Source organism: Actinacidiphila sp. bgisy160 (assembly GCF_965342435.1).
Classification (GTDB): domain Bacteria; phylum Actinomycetota; class Actinomycetes; order Streptomycetales; family Streptomycetaceae; genus Actinacidiphila.
On sequence record NZ_CBDRCM010000004.1, the window covers coordinates 1 to 16,140 of the forward strand.

11 protein-coding genes are annotated in these 16,140 nt (G+C 73.0%); 2 read left to right on the forward strand and 9 right to left on the reverse strand.

Annotation, left to right across the window (positions count from 1 at the left end):
* Window positions 1-156 precede the first annotated feature (156 nt).
* The 8 genes from ACRWNP_RS05655 to ACRWNP_RS05690 all read right to left on the reverse strand — a co-directional run bounded on the left by ACRWNP_RS05655 (window position 157) and on the right by ACRWNP_RS05690 (window position 11,320).
* Window positions 157-1,137 carry a TerC/Alx family metal homeostasis membrane protein gene (locus tag ACRWNP_RS05655; protein ID WP_431959840.1) on the reverse strand — a complete coding sequence of 327 codons (981 nt, stop codon included), beginning with the start codon at window positions 1,135-1,137 and terminating at the stop codon, window positions 157-159.
* 262 nt (window positions 1,138-1,399) lie between these two features.
* Complete coding sequence (locus ACRWNP_RS05660) at window positions 1,400-3,175, reverse strand: TerD family protein (protein WP_431959841.1); 1,776 nt, start codon at window positions 3,173-3,175, stop codon at window positions 1,400-1,402.
* Window positions 3,176-3,197: 22 nt separating this feature from the next.
* Window positions 3,198-3,776 carry a TerD family protein gene (locus ACRWNP_RS05665; protein ID WP_431959842.1) on the reverse strand — a complete coding sequence of 193 codons (579 nt, stop codon included), beginning with the start codon at window positions 3,774-3,776 and terminating at the stop codon, window positions 3,198-3,200.
* Window positions 3,777-3,885: 109 nt separating this feature from the next.
* Window positions 3,886-5,982 (reverse strand): excinuclease ABC subunit UvrB, encoded by a 2,097-nt coding sequence (gene uvrB, locus ACRWNP_RS05670; protein ID WP_431959843.1) that lies wholly within the window; start codon window positions 5,980-5,982, stop codon window positions 3,886-3,888.
* 49 nt (window positions 5,983-6,031) lie between these two features.
* The gene (locus tag ACRWNP_RS05675) at window positions 6,032-7,186 is read right to left on the reverse strand and encodes an acyltransferase family protein (RefSeq protein ID WP_431959844.1); all 1,155 of its coding nucleotides are present in this window, start codon (window positions 7,184-7,186) and stop codon (window positions 6,032-6,034) included.
* Window positions 7,183-9,357 carry a bifunctional polysaccharide deacetylase/glycosyltransferase family 2 protein gene (locus ACRWNP_RS05680; protein WP_431959845.1) on the reverse strand — a complete coding sequence of 725 codons (2,175 nt, stop codon included), beginning with the start codon at window positions 9,355-9,357 and terminating at the stop codon, window positions 7,183-7,185. The genes ACRWNP_RS05675 and ACRWNP_RS05680 overlap by 4 nt, the downstream gene beginning before the upstream one ends.
* 6 nt (window positions 9,358-9,363) lie before the next feature.
* Window positions 9,364-9,951, reverse strand: coding sequence for a hypothetical protein (locus tag ACRWNP_RS05685; protein WP_431959846.1), 588 nt, complete (start codon window positions 9,949-9,951; stop codon window positions 9,364-9,366).
* A gap of 430 nt (window positions 9,952-10,381) precedes the next feature.
* Entirely contained in the window at window positions 10,382-11,320 is a 939-nt protein-coding gene (locus tag ACRWNP_RS05690; protein WP_431959847.1) for a hypothetical protein, read from the reverse strand.
* Between the two features lie 169 nt (window positions 11,321-11,489).
* On the opposite strand from ACRWNP_RS05690, the gene ACRWNP_RS05695 reads away from it, so the two are divergent.
* On the forward strand, window positions 11,490-12,068 hold the full coding sequence (locus tag ACRWNP_RS05695) for a methylated-DNA--[protein]-cysteine S-methyltransferase (protein ID WP_431959848.1): 579 nt from the start codon (window positions 11,490-11,492) through the stop codon (window positions 12,066-12,068).
* Window positions 12,069-12,187: 119 nt separating this feature from the next.
* Window positions 12,188-12,985: an N-formylglutamate amidohydrolase gene (locus ACRWNP_RS05700; RefSeq protein ID WP_431959849.1), complete on the forward strand. Its 798-nt coding sequence runs from the start codon at window positions 12,188-12,190 to the stop codon at window positions 12,983-12,985.
* Between the two features lie 15 nt (window positions 12,986-13,000).
* Here ACRWNP_RS05700 and ACRWNP_RS05705 read toward each other — a convergent pair whose 3' ends face one another.
* On the reverse strand, window positions 13,001-16,105 hold the full coding sequence (locus ACRWNP_RS05705) for an alpha-N-acetylglucosaminidase (RefSeq protein ID WP_431960033.1): 3,105 nt from the start codon (window positions 16,103-16,105) through the stop codon (window positions 13,001-13,003).
* Between the last annotated feature and the right edge of the window lie 35 nt (window positions 16,106-16,140).

Here is a 16,140-nt window from a genome sequence, read left to right on the forward strand (position 1 = left end):
GCCGCCCCCCCCTGTCCTCCCCCACCCCCGCGCACGCGGGGCATCGGACCCACGTGCGCGTCCTTCCCTATATGGCCCGGATCGCCGCCGCGTCGGCGGCCGGGACCGCGATCGAGTTCCGCGACGCGGCGGACGAACGGCGGGGTGGCCCCACGGTCAGGCGTCGACGTGCTCCTCGTCGTGCTGCTCCGCGGTCGCCTGCTTCCTCGACGCCATGAGGCTGGTCACCGTGGTGACGGCGAGGACCACGACGATGAAGCCGAGGGAGAACGGGATGCTGATCTCGGGGACGTGGACCCCCGACTCGTGCAGGGCGTGCAGGACGAGCTTCACGCCGATGAAGCCGAGGATGATCGACAGCCCGTAGGAGAGGTGGACGAGCTTCCTCAGCAGGCCGCCGATGAGGAAGTACAGCTGGCGAAGGCCCATCAGGGCGAAGGCGTTGGCGGTGAAGACGATGTACGGGTCCTGGGTGAGGCCGAAGATCGCCGGGATGGAGTCCAGCGCGAACAGGACGTCGGTGGTGCCGATCGCCAGCATGACCACGAGCATCGGGGTCATGACCCGCTTGCCGTTCTGCTGGATGAAGAGCTTGGTTCCGTGGTAGCGGTCGGCGACGCCGAAGCGGCGCTCGGCGGCCTTGAGCAGCCGGTTCTCCTCGAATTCCTCGTCGTGTTCCTCGGCACGGGCCTCCTGGATCAGCTTCCACGCGGTCCAGATGAGGAAGGCGCCGAAGATGTAGAAGACCCAGGCGAAGCTGGCGATGATGGCGGCGCCGGCGGCGATGAAGACCGCGCGCAGGACCAGCGCGATGAGCACGCCGAAGAGCAGGACGCGCTGCTGGTACTGGGACGGCACCGCGAACTTCGCCATGATCAGGACGAAGACGAAGAGGTTGTCGACGCTGAGCGACTTCTCGGTGATGTAGCCCGCGAAGAACTCGCCCGCGGGCTGTCCGCCGGCGAGGAGGAGCAGGCCGAGCCCGAACAGGGCGGCCAGGACGATCCAGACGACGGTCCAGATCCCCGCTTCCTTGACCGACACCTCATGGGGCTTGCGCCCGATGAAGAAGTCGGCGGCGATCAGGGCGCACAGACCGGCGATGGTCAGCGCCCAGAGGGTCAGGGATACATCCACGCGATGCCTCCGGCAGATGGGCTGGCGATTGTCAGCGTTGTCGCTGCCGGAGGTCTCTTCCACCCGGGCCCGTGGGCCGGGGCCGGTGTCCCGGGGCCGTTTCGGCCCGTGATGACGGGAGGCACCGCAATGCAGGGAGTACTCCCCTCCGCGTAAAGGAGAGTACATGAAATCCCAAGGAAAGGTAAAGAGAGTAAAGCAACGGTCAATCGTGATGGTTGTCGAGGAGGGCGAGGCTGGGCCCTGTCGCCCGATCGAACGGTCAGTGGCGGCCCGGGTCGTACGTCCGGCGGGCGGCGGCCACCTGGCGCAGCACCTGCGACAGGACCGCGCTGCCGGCCGGGGCGAGCAGCGGTTCGTACGTCCAGGAGTGGCCGACCCAGGGGTCGGCGAGGTGGTCGTCGGGCTGCGGGGTAAGGCGCATCAGCGACCGCCACAGCGGGTCGAGCAGCGGACCGTACTCGCGGGCGTCGTCGCGGTCGGCGACCACCACCAGGTGGACGCCGACCTGCGGGCCCTCGTCGGCGAGGTAGCGCAGCTGGTTGATCGTCCGGTCGTCGAAACCGTACGGGAAGTCGTTGACCACCAGCACCTGGCGGGCCGGGTCGACGCCCGGGGGGACCTCGAAGGGCACGCCGGCGCGCAGGGCCATCTGCACCAGGTCGACCCGCTCGGTGAGCCGGGCGAGCAGTGCCGCCACCCCGGCGGCGCCGGTGGCGGGCGGCTCGCGCAGCGCGCCGGAGTCCGTGAACGGGGTCAGCGCCGTCACGGCGGAGCCCGCCGGGTCGATCACGTGGACGGCGCACTCCCCCGCCGGGTGGGAGGCGAGCAGTCGGGCGGCGAGCGCCACGGCCACGTCCACGGCCCGGCGGCGGTCCTGGGCGCTGTCCACCCACAGACCCCGTTCCAGTGGCAGCCGTACGAGCAGGGGGACGCGCAGCTCAGGACGCTCGGGCAGGTGGAGGTCGCCGAGCCGGACCGCCATGGGCGGCTCGGCAGGGACGCGGTAGCCGTGCCAGACCGGGCTCTCCCAGCCCGCATAGGGCGCCGGCAGCGCGGGCTCGACCACCTCGGCCTCGGCGGTCAGCTGTGCCAGATCACGGTCGAGCACGGCACGGGCCCGGTCCACCAGCTCGGCCTGGCGGGCCCTGGCCTGGTCGCGGGCGGCCTCGGCGGCGGGGCCGACGCGGGTGCGCGGGTCGGCGAGGAGCGTGTCCAGTTCCTGGTCGAGCCGGGACTCGGCGAAGTCGACGGCGCTGCGGTAGGCCGCGATGGTGCGGGCCAGGTCCTCGAACATGCCCCAGACCTGGTTGTAGAGCCGTTCCTCCATGCTCCAGCCCGCGGCGTCACCCGCGACGGGCGCGGACGCCGGGGTCGCCATGTGCGGCACGGAGTCCGCGGGTGGCGGAGACGGGGAGGCCGGGGGAGGCGGGGGCGGGGAGGCCGGGGGAGGCGGGGCGGAGGGCGTGCTGGGCAGCGCGGGCGCGGGGCGTACGGCGTCCGCCACGCGGGCGGCCACCGCGTCCGCGTCGGAGCGGCCCAGCCCCTGGTCGCGCAACAGCTCGGCGAGCCCGCCCGCGTACCCCTGGCCGAGCGCCCGCACCTTCCAGGCGCCCTGGCGACGGTAGAGCTCCAGGACGACGATCGCGGCCTCGGCGCCGAGCCCGGTGGCGGTGAAGCTCACCACCGGTATCCCGTCGGGTCCGGCGACGGTCAGGTGGGGCGCGGGACAGGCCCCGAAGCGGGTCGGCGCCCCCGCGAGCGGCGGCAGCGCCAGCAGGACGTGGACGCGGTCCACGTCCGCCGGGACGGCCGCCAGGTCCGCGGTGACGCGCTGCTCGGCGGCGAGGCGCGCGGGCACCTCGATGCCGGGCAGCCGCGGCGCCCCGGGGTGGGCGACGGACCCGGGGCCGCTCACGCGCCCCTGCCCGTCGCCCAGCGAGACACCGGCCACCACCGGCGTGCCGGCCGACACCCGTACCTCCAGCGAGGTGCCGGGAAGCGGATGGTTCTGCCCGTGGACCAGCTCGATGGTCATGCCCGCGCCCCCCTGTGCCCGGTCAGAGCGCCGGCAGGATCGCCGGCATAAGGTCCTGGAAGGTGCGGCCGTTGGCCGCGGAGCCGATCGCGGTCATCGACCAGCCGTCACCGTTGCGCTGAACCTTCGCCATGATCTGGGCGGTGTAGCCACCGCCTCCTGTCAGGGTGTAGCGGGCGAGCTCCTGCCCGCTGGTCTCGTCGACCAGGCGGCAGAAGGCGTTCTGCACCTCCTGGAAGGTCTGCCCGGTGAAGGAGTTGACGGTGAAGACGATCTGGTCGATGTGCACCGGAACCCGCTGCAGGTCGACCAGGATCGACTCGTCGTCACCGCCCTGTCCGGCACCGCCGACCAGGTTGTCGCCGGTGTGCCGGACGGAGCCGTCATCGCTGACGAGGTGCCGGAAGAACACCACGTCCACGGGCTGCTTGTCGGCGAACAGGACCGCGGAGGCGTCAAGGTCGATCTCCCGGGTACGGGAACCGAAGAGACCGCGACGCGGGGCGGCCTGCCAGCCGAGCCCCATACGGACCGCCGTGAGGGTCCCCCCGTCCGACTTCTGCAGGCTGATCTTCTGACCCTTGGTCATATTGACCGTCACGCGCTGTCCCCTCTCAACCGTTTTGCCGACGTGCGGTTGCTCCGCACCCTATGGGGAGACGCACGGGTAGGGCACCGTGGTTCGGCAAGAGATTCGACAGCCGGTACGGTCAGGCCACCCCGGCCTCCCGCATCTGCCGCAGTTCCTTCTTCAACTCGCCCACCTCGTCGCGCAGCCGGGCCGCGACCTCGAACTGCAGATCCGCGGCGGCGGCGTGCATCTGGTCGGTCAGCTCGCCGATGAGCTCGGCCAGTTCGGCGGCGGGCAGGCTCTTGGCGGCGCGCTTCTCGCCCGCCTTAGCGGACAGCCCCGGCACCGGTGCCTTGCCGCGCGAGCGCTGGCGGCCGGAGCCCAGCAGCTCCTCGGTGTCGGCGTCCTCGCGGGCGAAGGAGTCCAGAATGCCGGCGATCTTCTTCCGCAGCGGCTGCGGGTCGATCCCCCGCTCCTCGTTGTAGGCGATCTGCTTGGCCCGGCGCCGGTTGGTCTCGTCGATGGCCTTCTCCATCGCCGGGGTGATCTTGTCGGCGTACATGTGGACCTGGCCGGAGACGTTGCGCGCAGCACGGCCGATGGTCTGGATCAGGGAGGTGCCGGAGCGCAGGAAGCCCTCCTTGTCGGCGTCGAGGATGGCGACAAGCGACACCTCGGGCAGGTCCAGGCCCTCACGGAGCAGGTTGATGCCGACCAGCACGTCGAACTCACCCGCACGCAGCTCGCGCAGCAGCTCCACCCGGCGCAGGGTGTCGATGTCGCTGTGCAGGTACCGCACCTGGATGCCCAGCTCCAGCATGTAGTCGGTGAGGTCCTCGGCCATCTTCTTGGTGAGGGTGGTGACCAGGACGCGCTCGTCGCGCTCGGCGCGCACCCGGATCTCGTGCACCAGGTCGTCGATCTGCCCCTTGGTGGGCTTGACGATCACCTCGGGGTCGACCAGGCCGGTCGGGCGGATGATCTGCTCGACGACGCCGTCGCCGCGGGAGAGCTCGTACTTGCCCGGGGTGGCCGACAGGTAGACCGTCTGACCGACCCGCCCCAGGAACTCCTCCCACTTCAGCGGCCGGTTGTCGAGGGCGGAGGGCAGGCGGAAGCCGTGGTCGACCAGGGTCCGCTTGCGGGAGGCGTCGCCCTCGTACATGGCACCGATCTGCGGCACGGTGACGTGCGACTCGTCGATGACGAGGAGGAAGTCCTCGGGGAAGTAGTCGATGAGGGTGTCGGGGGCGGAGCCCGCCTCACGGCCGTCGATGTGCCGCGAGTAGTTCTCGATGCCGGAGCAGGTGCCGATCTGCCGCATCATCTCGATGTCGTAGGTGGTGCGCATCCGCAGCCGCTGCGCCTCCAGCAGCTTGCCCTGCTTCTCCATGACAGCGAGCTGCTCGCCGAGCTCCTTCTCGATGCCCGCGATGGCGCGCTCCATGCGCTCGGGGCCGGCGACGTAGTGGGTGGCGGGGAACACGTACAGCTGCTGGTCGTCGGTGACGATCTCACCGGTGAGCGGGTGCAGCGTGTACAGGGCCTCGATCTCGTCGCCGAACATCTCGATGCGGACGGCTAGCTCCTCGTAGACCGGGAAGATCTCGATGGTGTCGCCGCGCACCCGGAAGGTGCCGCGGGTGAACGCCACGTCGTTGCGCGCGTACTGGATGTCGACGAACTTGCGCAGCAGGGCGTCCCGGTCGATCTCGTCGCCGACCTTGAGCCGGACCATGCGGTCGATGTACTCCTGGGGCGTGCCCAGGCCGTAGATGCAGGACACCGAGGCGACGACGACCACGTCGCGGCGGGTCAGCAGCGAGTTGGTGGTGGAGTGGCGCAGCCGCTCGACCTCCTCGTTGATCGAGGAGTCCTTCTCGATGTAGGTGTCCGTCTGCGGGACGTACGCCTCGGGCTGGTAGTAGTCGTAGTACGACACGAAGTACTCGACCGCGTTGTTCGGCAGCAGCTCGCGGAACTCGTTCGCCAGCTGGGCGGCCAGCGTCTTGTTGGGCGCCATGACCAGGGTCGGGCGCTGCAGCCGTTCGATCATCCAGGCCGTGGTCGCCGACTTGCCGGTACCCGTGGCGCCGAGCAGGACGACATCGTTCTCACCCGCGCGGATGCGCCGCTCGAGGTCGTCGATGGCGGTCGGCTGGTCGCCGCTGGGCTGGTAGGGGCTGACGACCTCGAAGGGCGCCACACTGCGTTCGATGTCTGATACGGGCCGCATGGGTCAACGGTACGACCCCCCACTGACAACCGGCTCCGACCGGCCCGGATCAGGGCAGGAGGCGGGGACGGCGCCCCGCGGCAAGGTCCTCCACCAGGCCCGGGAGCAGCATGGCCACCGCGATCAGCACCCACGCCACCCCGAACTGGAACCAGGTGCTGCCCAGCGGCAGCGACAGCTCGAAGGCCCTGACCCGCCACATCAGGTCGATCAGGGGGACGCTGAGCATGAGCGCGACCTCGTGCCACAGGTAGACCGTCACGGCCCGCGCGCTGACGATCCGCACCAGCCGGTCCAGCGGCCGGATCCGCCCGGCCGGCTCGACCAGGCCGGCACATGGCCGGAAGCGCAGCAGGAGCAGCACGAGGCCGGCCGACCACAGGGCCTGGGCGAGGGGGATCTCGTTGAGGTCGTGCGAGCCGTCCACGCGGTGGGACGAGGCCCACCAGGCGCCGGCCGCCATGGCGAGGGCGGCCAGGACCAGCACCAGTCCCGCCCGCACGCGGTCGAGCAGCCCGTCACGGTGGGCGAAGCCGAGCAGCCAGCAGGTGAGGAAGGTCGCAAGGTCGATGACCTCGCTCCCGGCCCGGCCTTCCGGCGGACTCCAGACCGTCTGCAGGAGCACGATGGGGACGAGGGAGACGACGAGCGTGGCGGAGGGCGACCGCCGGAACACGCGCAGCAGCAGGGGCGAGAGCAGGACGAACCACAGGTAGGCACGCACGTACCAGAGCACCCCCGTGGCCTGCTCGGCCCAGGCGCTGCCCGGCGGGTCCGCCACCGGCACCACCCACAGGAGCAGCCGCGCCCACCAGCGTGCTGCGTGGTGCTCGCCGGGCGCCCAGCCGTGGAACAGCATCGCCGGCACCAGGACGGCGCCAAGGCACCACAGCGGCGGCAGGAGCCTGCGCAGCCGGCGCCGCACCACCGGCAGTGCGGGCCCCTCCAGCGACCGCGCCATGAACGAGCCCGCGAGGGCGAACATCACGCCGAGGGAGGGGAACGCCAGGCTCAGCCAGGGCCAGCCGAACGTGTGGTAGGTGACGACGCGGACGAGCGCCAGGACGCGCAGGAGGTCCAGGTAGCGGTCGCGGCCGCCCGGGGCGCCAGGGACGGCGCGGGTGACGGCCCGCGCGCCGCGGCGGGCGGCGTGCCGGCCGGAGGCCCTGGGCCGGGGCAGGGAGGAGGTGTCGGACGCGGTCATCGGGCGGCTCCCGCGGACGCCTGCGGGGAGCCGACCTCGCCGGTGCGCTCGAGCTTCTGCCAGCGCAGCCGGCCTCCGGTCATGGCCGTGACGCAGGAGTGGATCAGGACGAGGTACATCAACTGCCGGTAGACGATCTGCTGCAGCGGCAGCATCAGCAGGTGCCGGTACCGCTCGCCGTCCAGGCGGAAGGCGTAGGCCGCGCACATCACCTGGACGCTCATCAGTGCGGCCCAGGAGACGAGCGACCTGACCGGGTCGACGAAGACGGCGCCGTAGACGGTCAGGAGGTCGATCAGCGGCGCGAACAGGGGCGTGACGATCTGGAAGAGCACGACCAGTGGCATGCCGACCCGGCCGAAGCGTCCGGAGGGCCCGCGGTCCACCAGGGAGCGCCTGTGCTTCCACAGCGCCTGCATGGTGCCGTAGCTCCAGCGGTACCGCTGCCGCCACAACTGGCCGATGGTGCCCGGCGCCTCGGTCCAGGCCCGGGCGTGCTCGGCGTACACCACGCGCCATCCCGCGCGGAGCAGGGCGATGGTGACGTCGGTGTCCTCGGCGAGGGTGTCCCCGCTCATGCCCCCGGCGGAGAGCAGTGCGGCGCGGCGGAAGCCGCCGGCGGCGCCCGGGACGGTGGGCATGCAGCCGAGCAGGTCGTACATGCGGCGGTCGAGGTTGAAGCCCATCACGTACTCGATGTGCTGCCAGGAGCCGATCAGCGTGGCGCGGTTGCCGACCTTGGCGTTGCCCGCGACGGCGCCCACGCGGGGGTCGGCGAAGGGTTGGACGAGCCGGTGCACGGTGTCGGGCTCGAAGACGGTGTCGCCGTCCATCATCACGACGAGGTCGTGACGGGCGCACTCCAGGCCGTGGTTGAGCGCGGCGGCCTTGCCCGCGTTCTCCTGGCGCACGACACGCACCTGGGGCAGGCCCATCGCCTCGACGATGCCGGCGGTGCCGTCGGTCGAGCCGTCGTCCACCACGATGATCTCCACCGGATGGGTGCTCGACACGAGCGAGCCGACCGTGTTGGCGATGCACTCCTTCTCGTTGTAGGCGGGCACGATGACGCTGACCGGTTCGGTGACCGGTGGCCCCCATCTGAAGCGGCGGCGGCCGCGGATCCTGGCGTGCCGGCGGGCGAGGACGAGTATCAGGGCGAAGCGGGCCAGGACGGCGACGCCGACCACGACGAGCAGCCAGAACAGGACGGGCATGGTGAACTCGGCCAGCGCCACGACCCCGACGAGGGCGCGACCCTGCCACAACTCGGCGCCGCTCGCCCGGTGGTTGGCGGTCGTGGCGCCCAGGCTCGCGGTCAGCGTGGTGAAGGTGTATCCCTTCGCCTTTATGGCGTCGATGTACGTGCCGAGCGCCGCCACGGTCTGGGAGCGGTCGCCCCCGGCGTCGTGGAAGAGCACCGAGGCGCCCTTGCCGCCGCTCGGGGTCGCGCCGCGGACGATGCCGGCGACGCCGGGGCGCCGCCAGTCCTCGCTGTCGGTGTCGACGAAGGCGCTGATGTAGCCCTTGGTGCCGAGGTAGCGGTAGACGGGCCACGTGGCGTCGTCGACGGCGTCGGGCTCGGAGGAGTACGGGGCCCGGAAGAGGGAGGTGGTGATGCCCGCGGCGCCCGCGAGCGCCAGTTGGGTCTGGGCGAGTTCGCGGTCGATCCTTCCCCTGCTCTGGTACGCCAGGTCGACGTGGGAGAAGGTGTGGACGCCGATCTCGCCGCCGGAGTCGACGATGTCGCGGATGAGCGCGGGGTACCGGGCGGCCAGCTGGCCCACGACGAAGAAGGTGCCCGGCACGTCGTGCTCGCGCAGTACGGCGAGCACCTTCGCGGTCCACCGGGGGTCGGGGCCGTCGTCGAAGGTGAGCGCGATCGTCCGGGGCGGCAGGGTGTGGCTGACGGGCTCGCCGTCGGCGTCGAAGGTCAGGACCGGCCCGCCGTCGAGGACGGAGGCGGGCACCCGGCCCGCGCTCCCGGACTCGTGGACACGGCTGTCGTTGCCGATCTCCGAGTGCAGGTAGCCGTCCAGCAGCAGCACGCACACCAGCGCCCACAGCCCCAGCACGGCCATGACGACGCGGGGTCTGGGTACGGCCTGCCGACCGGCCGACGCCACCTTGGTGATCGCGCCGGGTGCCGCGTGCCGGGCCGTCCGCGTCATGGCCGCTCAGTCGTCCCAGCCGTCACCGGGTACCGGGTCGCCGCCCGCGTCGCCCGGGGGGAAGGCGGGGGTGTCAGGACCGGGTGTCACGGGGACGGAGGCGGACGGCGGGGCACTGGCGGTGGGGGTGCGGTGGGTCGTGGGCCGCGGGGAGGTGCTCGCCGTCGCGGTGGCACCGGTCCCGCGGGGACCGGCGGAGGCCGTCGCACGGCCCGCGGTGGCGGAGGGGGTGACCTCGGCGGCCGCGACGACGGTGGGCGCCGTGGCAGGGCCGCGGACCGCGGGATTGGGGGCGTGGACGGCGGCCGGGGCGCTCGCGACGCGTTCCGCGGCACCGCCGGTTCTTCCACCCGCCCCGGCCTGCGCCGACGCGCCCCCGGGGACGTCGGCGCCCGGAATCAGGGTCGCCGGCGCGAAAGGGGTGCCTCCCACAAAAGCCACCCCGAGCAGCACGGCATATCCCGCGCAGGCGACCCCGACGGCCAGTCCGGCGCGCCGGATAATGCGCGCCCGGCGGCCCGAGGCGTCGACGAACACGGGCCCTTCCGCCGTGGACTGCCCACGGGGACACGCCCGCCGGGAGAGGAAATGCATGGGCGGAATGCTAGCAGTAAATCCCCTCCTTGAATTCCACGGATCCCCCCGGCGAATTAATCCCACGAATGAATCGCGGACCCTTTTCCAAAATTCCGGGGAAGTGAGATCCTGGATTTCCGGGGCAGATGGTCTCTCCGTCGTGAAGAGCCGCACGGCACAGCTGATCACCGGACTCGTGGCGGTCGCCGTCGCCGCCACGACCGCTTCCCTCCTCACCGGCACGGAGCCCGCCGGCTCCGCGGCACCCCGCGCGCCCGAGGGGAGCGAACCGGTGGCCGCGGTGGCCTTCAGCCCGTACGTGGACGCCTCGCGCTCCACCGCGTACGACATGGAGGGTGCTGCGCGCGGGATGGGGGCCGACGGCTTCGCCCTCGGGTTCGTGACCGCGCGCGACGGCTCCCGTGCGGCCGCCGCGTACACCCGGACGTCACATCGCCCCGGGCAGCGCCGTGATCCGTTCCAGCGGCCCGTACGGCCCTGCTGCCAGCGCCGTGCGCAGGGCGGCGACGACCTCGGCAGGACTGCGGGTGAGCGCGGCGGGCGCGACCCGCAGCACACGCAGTCCCAGCGACTCCAGCCGGCCGCGCCCGGCGCCCGGGCCGAGGTCCAGGACGAGGCCGTCGCGCACCCAGTAGGCGTCGGGCGTACCCAGGAAGGCGCCGTCGAACTGGAGGGTGGGACGCCACAGCGGCTGCCGCAGCCCGGACCGGGACACCAAGGCGCGGGCCTTCGGCTCGGCGGAGGCGGCGCGCGGGCCGGCGTCCATGGCGTCCAGCAGGGCGGCCACGGCGGGGCGCCGGGCGAGCACCGCACCGCCCAGTTCGGCGGCGAGCACGGGAGCGGGCACGCCGAGCGCTATGACCAGTTCGCGGACCACCTCCAGGGCCCACTCGGGGTCGATCGACTCCCGTACGCCGTCGGCCGCGGCCCGGGCCACCGGCGCCACGGGAACACCATCGACGGTCCCGGGCGCGGGGAGACCGCGGCCGTGGTGGACCCGCACCCAGGTGTGGGTGCGGATGCGGCGCTCGCTCGGGACGAGCACGTCCACCACCGGGAGACCGCACGGCGGCGCGGCCACTTCGACCCCGTGCAGGGCGAGCCCCGCAACACCGGTGATCATGGCCGGGACCTGCGGGTACCCGGCGAAGGCCAGGGCCGCCCTGGAGCGCTGGGCGGCACTGAGCGGACCGGGCTGGAGGACGACCACCCGTGGCAGTGGCCGCTGCCACCGGCCGCCGGGTCGGCACCATTCGCGCAGCCTGCTCTGCGGCACGCCCAGCGCGGCGAGCTGGGCGACAGTGGTGACCCGGTCCTGTTCACGGGCGAGGCGGCGGACGGCGGGGACGAAGTCGTTTCGCGTCATGCGCGCCCCATCCCCTCCCGGGACCTGTCAACCACTGCCTGTGACACACCTGTCGAGAACGGCCACCCTCCCGGGTGGCGGAGCGTGCGGCCGGTTGCCGTCGCCGGAGCGGGGACCGGCGGGACCGCGTCCGGACCGGCTGTCAGTGCCCCGTCCTACCCTGGGGACCGTGACGCAACCGCAGACCCCTTCCGCCGAGGTCGCCTGGACGGTGCTGGAGGCACCGATCGGGCGGCTGCTGCTCGCCGCGACCGGGCAGGGCCTGGTCCACGTGGCCTTCCGGACCGGGGAGGAGGAGGCGCCCGCCGTACTGGAGCGGATCTGCTCCCGGCTGGGCGCCGTGCCCTCGCGCAGGCCCGGGCCCGCGAGCGCCGCGGGAGTCCGGCTGGACGAGGCGATACGCCAGGTGGAGGCCTACTTCGCCGGGGAGCGACACACCTTCGACCTCGACCTCGACTGGTCGCTGACGACGGGCTTCAACCGCCGTGTGCTGCGCGAGTTGTCGGCCGGCGTCCCCTTCGGCAGCGTGGTCGGCTACCAGGACCTCGCGAACCGGGTCGGCGAGCCGGGCGCGGCCCGGGCCGTGGGGGTGGCCATGGGCTCCAACCCGCTGCCTGTCGTCGTCCCGTGTCACCGGGTCCTGGAGAGCGACGGGGGCATCGGAGGCTTCGGCGGGGGCCTGCGCATGCTCGACATCAAGCGCTCGCTGCTGGCCCTGGAGGGTGTCCTGCCGGAGCCGCTGTTCTGACGCGTCGTCAACGCACTGCGGGTGGCGACCGATGGCCGGCGCCGGCGATGGCATCTGTACTGATCAACGCCCGCCGCGACGGCGGGTCACACCGGCGGGGGCCGGGGAGGGGTGGAGAAATGAACGAAGAGGCTTTCCGGATCACCGAGGGCGCGCCGGACTCACCGGTGCTCCTCCACGTTCCGCACAGTGCCCGCGCCGTCCCCGGGCACGTCCGTGAGCGCATCCTCCTGGACGACGCCGGGCTGGCGGCCGAACTCGACCACATGACCGACGCGTACACCGACCTGATCGCCGCGCGCGCCGCCGCGCCAACCGGGGCCTGGCAGTTCACCAACCGCCTGTCGCGGCTTGTCGTCGACCCCGAGCGGTTCCCGGACGAACGGGAGGAGATGCGCGCCGTCGGCATGGGCGCCGTCTACACCCGCACCTCGCACGGGGCGCCGCTGCGCGAGGACGACCGCAAGCACGAACGGGCCCTGCTGGAAACCTACTTCGAGCCGTACGCGGCCGCCATGACGGCGGCCGTGCAGGACCGGCTGGAAGCCACCGGACGGGCGGTCGTCATCGACGTGCACTCCTACCCCGGCGCGCCGCTCCCCTACGAGTTGCACGGCGACGGGCCCCGCCCCGCCGTCTGCCTGGGCACCGACATCTTCCACACTCCGCCCTGGCTGCTCGACGCGGCCCGCGAGGCCTTCGCGTCGTGCGGCGAGGTCGGGTTCGACTCACCGTTCGCCGGCACCTACGTGCCGTTGAAGCACTACGGCGAGGTCCGCGAGGTGTCGGCGCTGATGGTCGAGATCCGCCGGGACGGGTACATGACGGAGCCCGGTGGCGCCCCTGGTGACGGGCTGGACCGGCTCGGTGACGCCCTGGCCGCCCTGGTCGCCGCCGTGGGCACGGGTCGGGGCTGAAGGGGACGGGCGGCCTCAGGTGACGCGGAAGCCGGTGAACTCCACCAGGCCGCGGTCCCCCGTGCCGCCGTTCCCCGCGGTCATGAAGAGCCCCACGTCCTGGGTCCGGGCCGCCGCGGGGACGGTCACGGTCGCGACCTTCCGCCACGTCGTCCCGTCGTCGGTGCTGCACTCCCCGGTGTAGGCGCGGCCCCGGCGGCGCAGCCTCAGCAGCACCGGGGCGCGCACCCCGGCGAGCCGCCGGTAGCGGTTCAGCCGGCCGCCGCCGTCGGAGTCGTACGACAGCGTCACCCCGTGCCCGGGGCTGACGGCCAGGTTCAGGAAGCCCGGGGCGGCCGGGTCGTCGAGGTCGTCGCGGACGACGATGCCCGCCCGCGCCCATGCGGCCGTCTCGGCCTGGCTGTCGACCCGGGTGGTGACCGTCACGCCGTCCCGCAGCGCGCCGCGCCGCAGGACCGCCGCGAACTCGGCCGTGCCCTTCCACAGGTCGCGCCCGGCGCCGTCGATGGCGAAGCGGTCGCCGAGTTGCCCGAAGACCGCGCCGGTGCCGTTGACGGTGCGGTACGCACGCTCCAGCGGGCCCGCGACGTACAGGTCCCCCGTGGCGACCGCGGGCACCCTCGCGCCGCCCGGCACCGGCTCGTACGCGGCCCGCGCCTCGTACCGCAGCGGCGACAGGGGCCGCTTCGGACGTGTCTCGGGCGCGGTGACATGCCAGGTCGCACGGCCGGTGCCGCCGGCCGCCACGCGCGGCAGCGACAGCGCCCCGCGCGGCACGGCCCGCACGCCGTCCGCGGTCAGGGAGAAGCCGACGGTGCCCGTCGGGGCGAGACCGTTGGTGTTGATGAACTCCGCGGTGACCAGGGTCCGGCCGCCCGGCACCAGGGTCGCGGGTTCCGCGGTCACGGTCAGCGTGCCCTGGTAGGGGGCGGCGGCGAGGGCCTGGTAGGCCCGCCGGGCAAGCGTGTGCGCGTCGCCGGTGGGCCGGGTGGGGTAGCTTCCGGTGCGTTTCGTCCAGGGCTCCTCGGCGCGGTACCAGTCGACGGCCCGCGGTGCGCGCCGGGTGGTGAGGGCCGCCGCGCACTCGTCCAGGAAGGTCCGCCAGCGCGGCAGGTAGAAGTCCGCGACCAGCCCGTTCCAGTCCCGATTGGCGTACTCGTGCAGTGACGCCGAGGTCGCGCGCCCGCCCCAGGTGGTGGTCAGCACCCGGGCGGTGCGCTCGAGTTCCGCGCGCTGCGCGTCCGCCTTGCCCCAGGCCCGGGCCTCCGCGAGCCAGGGGCCCAGCAGGAACGCGCGGTGGCCGCCCGCGACCTCGTCGGCCAGCCGCATCAGCCGCAGCCACAGCTCGGACAGCTGGCGGAAGACAGCCGCGTCGCCGCGCGCGAACGCGGCACGCAGTTGCGGCAGCAGCTGCCGGCTGCGGTTGGCGACGGCCTGCCGGGCGACGTCGATCAGGTCGTAACGGTAGGCGTCGCGGTCACGCGCCCCCGCGGAGACCGCCAGCAGCGCGGCGAACGCCGTGTCGAATCCGGCGGGATCGTAGGTGAGGGCGTTGGGGGCGTACACGCTGCCGGAGTCGGCGGTCAGTGAGGGGCGGGCGGTGAAGAGGCTGTCGTGGGCGTCTGCGCGCTCCAGCGCGTCGTGCCGGTAGGCGGTGCGGCGCAGGGCCTGCCAGGCGACGCGGGCCTGGCCGTCCGCGGCGCCGTAGCGGGTCCGCGCGTAGGTGTCGAACCAGGTCGGCAGGTCCACCCGCTGTTCGTGCCAGGGCAGTTCGCAGAACAGCTCGAAGGCGGCCGGGTCGCGCTCGGCGGCCTCCGGGAGGTAGCAGGTGCCGACCAGGGCGCTGCCGGGCTTGTCCCGCCAGCTGAAGAAGCGGTCCGCCCACACGTGCGTCTTGGCACCGATCGTCGTCCGGCCGCCGAAGTTGGGGATGGAGCCGAAGGCGTACGGGGTGCCCGCCCAGTCCCGCTCGCGGTCGGTGACCGAGGCGAACCGGTCGGAGACGCCGTCCACGACGAGCATCCGCTCCTTGTCGACGGCTCCCAGCAGATCGGCCCGCGGGTTCTTCTCCCAGCCGAGGATCACCCAGGTGGCGCGGGGGTGCGCCGCACGCAGCGCCGCCTGGACGCCGCGGGCGGCCGCGGCCACGGGCACGCCGCCGGCGGTGCCGCCCTCATGGAGCAGGTCCATCTTGAAGTACGCGGCCTCGCCGAAGAGCTCCTTCTGGTGCCGGTAGAAGGAGGCCGCCACGGCACCGAAGGCACCGGTACGCGGGTCCAGCCAGTCAGGGCGGGCGAAGCCGTGCCAGGTGCCCTGCGGGACGACGCGCGCCCCCGCGTTGCGCCCGGCGAAGCCGTCCGGGACGGTGCCGAAGTAGCCCGGCAGCACCGGGGTCATGCCCAGTTCGCGCAGCCGCGTGGTGATCCTGCGGCCCAGTGCGGCGCGGGCGTCGACGAGGCCCGGAGTCAACGGGCCGCCGTACCCGGACAGGTTCTGCAGCAGCCACCACGGCTGGTGCGACGGGGCCGGCAGCCAGGCCAGGGCCTCCCGGTCGGAGTAGCCGAACTCGCGCAGCACGCGCCGGTAGACGGCCTCCGCACCGGCGACGACCAGCACCTCGTTGCAGCCGTGCAGTGCGAGTACGTCGATGAAGCGCTCCCAGCGCGGCCAGTCGGCGTAGGGGGCGGTGTAACCGTCGTTGGTGTCGTTGAGGACGAAGCGGTGCGGCACGGTGGCGCGCCGGGTGATGCCGCCCGGGGGCGGCGCAGGGAGCGTCGCGGGCAGGGCGTCCAGACTGTCGCCCGCCCAGGAGACGCCCACGCCGCACACGTGCTTGAGGTACCAGCGCACACCGCACAGCAGTGTGGCCGGGGACGTCCCGGCCACCTCGATCCGGCCCCGCGCGCCGGCGATCCGGAAGCGGTCGGGCCCTCCGCCGTCCTTGCCGCCGTTCCCCCGGGCCTGCGCGGTCAGCCGGAACTGCCCCGCATGCCGTGGCAGCAACCGGCCCAGCGCGGCCCGCGCGGGAGCGGTGTCGAAGGCGCCGGCCATGGTCGCGCCCGCCGCCCCCGCCGGGAACACCGCGCCCGCGGCGGTCACGGCGGCCGAACCCAGCAGCATCCGCCTGGTCACTCGAGTCACGGCCGGCTCCCCAC

Excerpts from the sequence above, each read along its gene's own strand:
- ACRWNP_RS05705 (WP_431960033.1), bottom strand. The coding sequence starts at position 16,105 with ATGCTGCTGGGTTCGGCCGCCGTGACCGCCGCGGGCGCGGTGTTCCCG.
- uvrB (WP_431959843.1), bottom strand. The coding sequence starts at position 5,982 with ATGCGGCCCGTATCAGACATCGAACGCAGTGTGGCGCCCTTCGAGGTC.
- ACRWNP_RS05675 (WP_431959844.1), bottom strand. The coding sequence starts at position 7,186 with ATGACCGCGTCCGACACCTCCTCCCTGCCCCGGCCCAGGGCCTCCGGC.
- ACRWNP_RS05700 (WP_431959849.1), top strand. The coding sequence starts at position 12,188 with ATGAACGAAGAGGCTTTCCGGATCACCGAGGGCGCGCCGGACTCACCG.
- ACRWNP_RS05660 (WP_431959841.1), bottom strand. The coding sequence starts at position 3,175 with ATGACCATCGAGCTGGTCCACGGGCAGAACCATCCGCTTCCCGGCACC.
- ACRWNP_RS05685 (WP_431959846.1), bottom strand. The coding sequence starts at position 9,951 with ATGCATTTCCTCTCCCGGCGGGCGTGTCCCCGTGGGCAGTCCACGGCG.
- ACRWNP_RS05680 (WP_431959845.1), bottom strand. The coding sequence starts at position 9,357 with ATGACGCGGACGGCCCGGCACGCGGCACCCGGCGCGATCACCAAGGTG.
- ACRWNP_RS05690 (WP_431959847.1), bottom strand. The coding sequence starts at position 11,320 with ATGACGCGAAACGACTTCGTCCCCGCCGTCCGCCGCCTCGCCCGTGAA.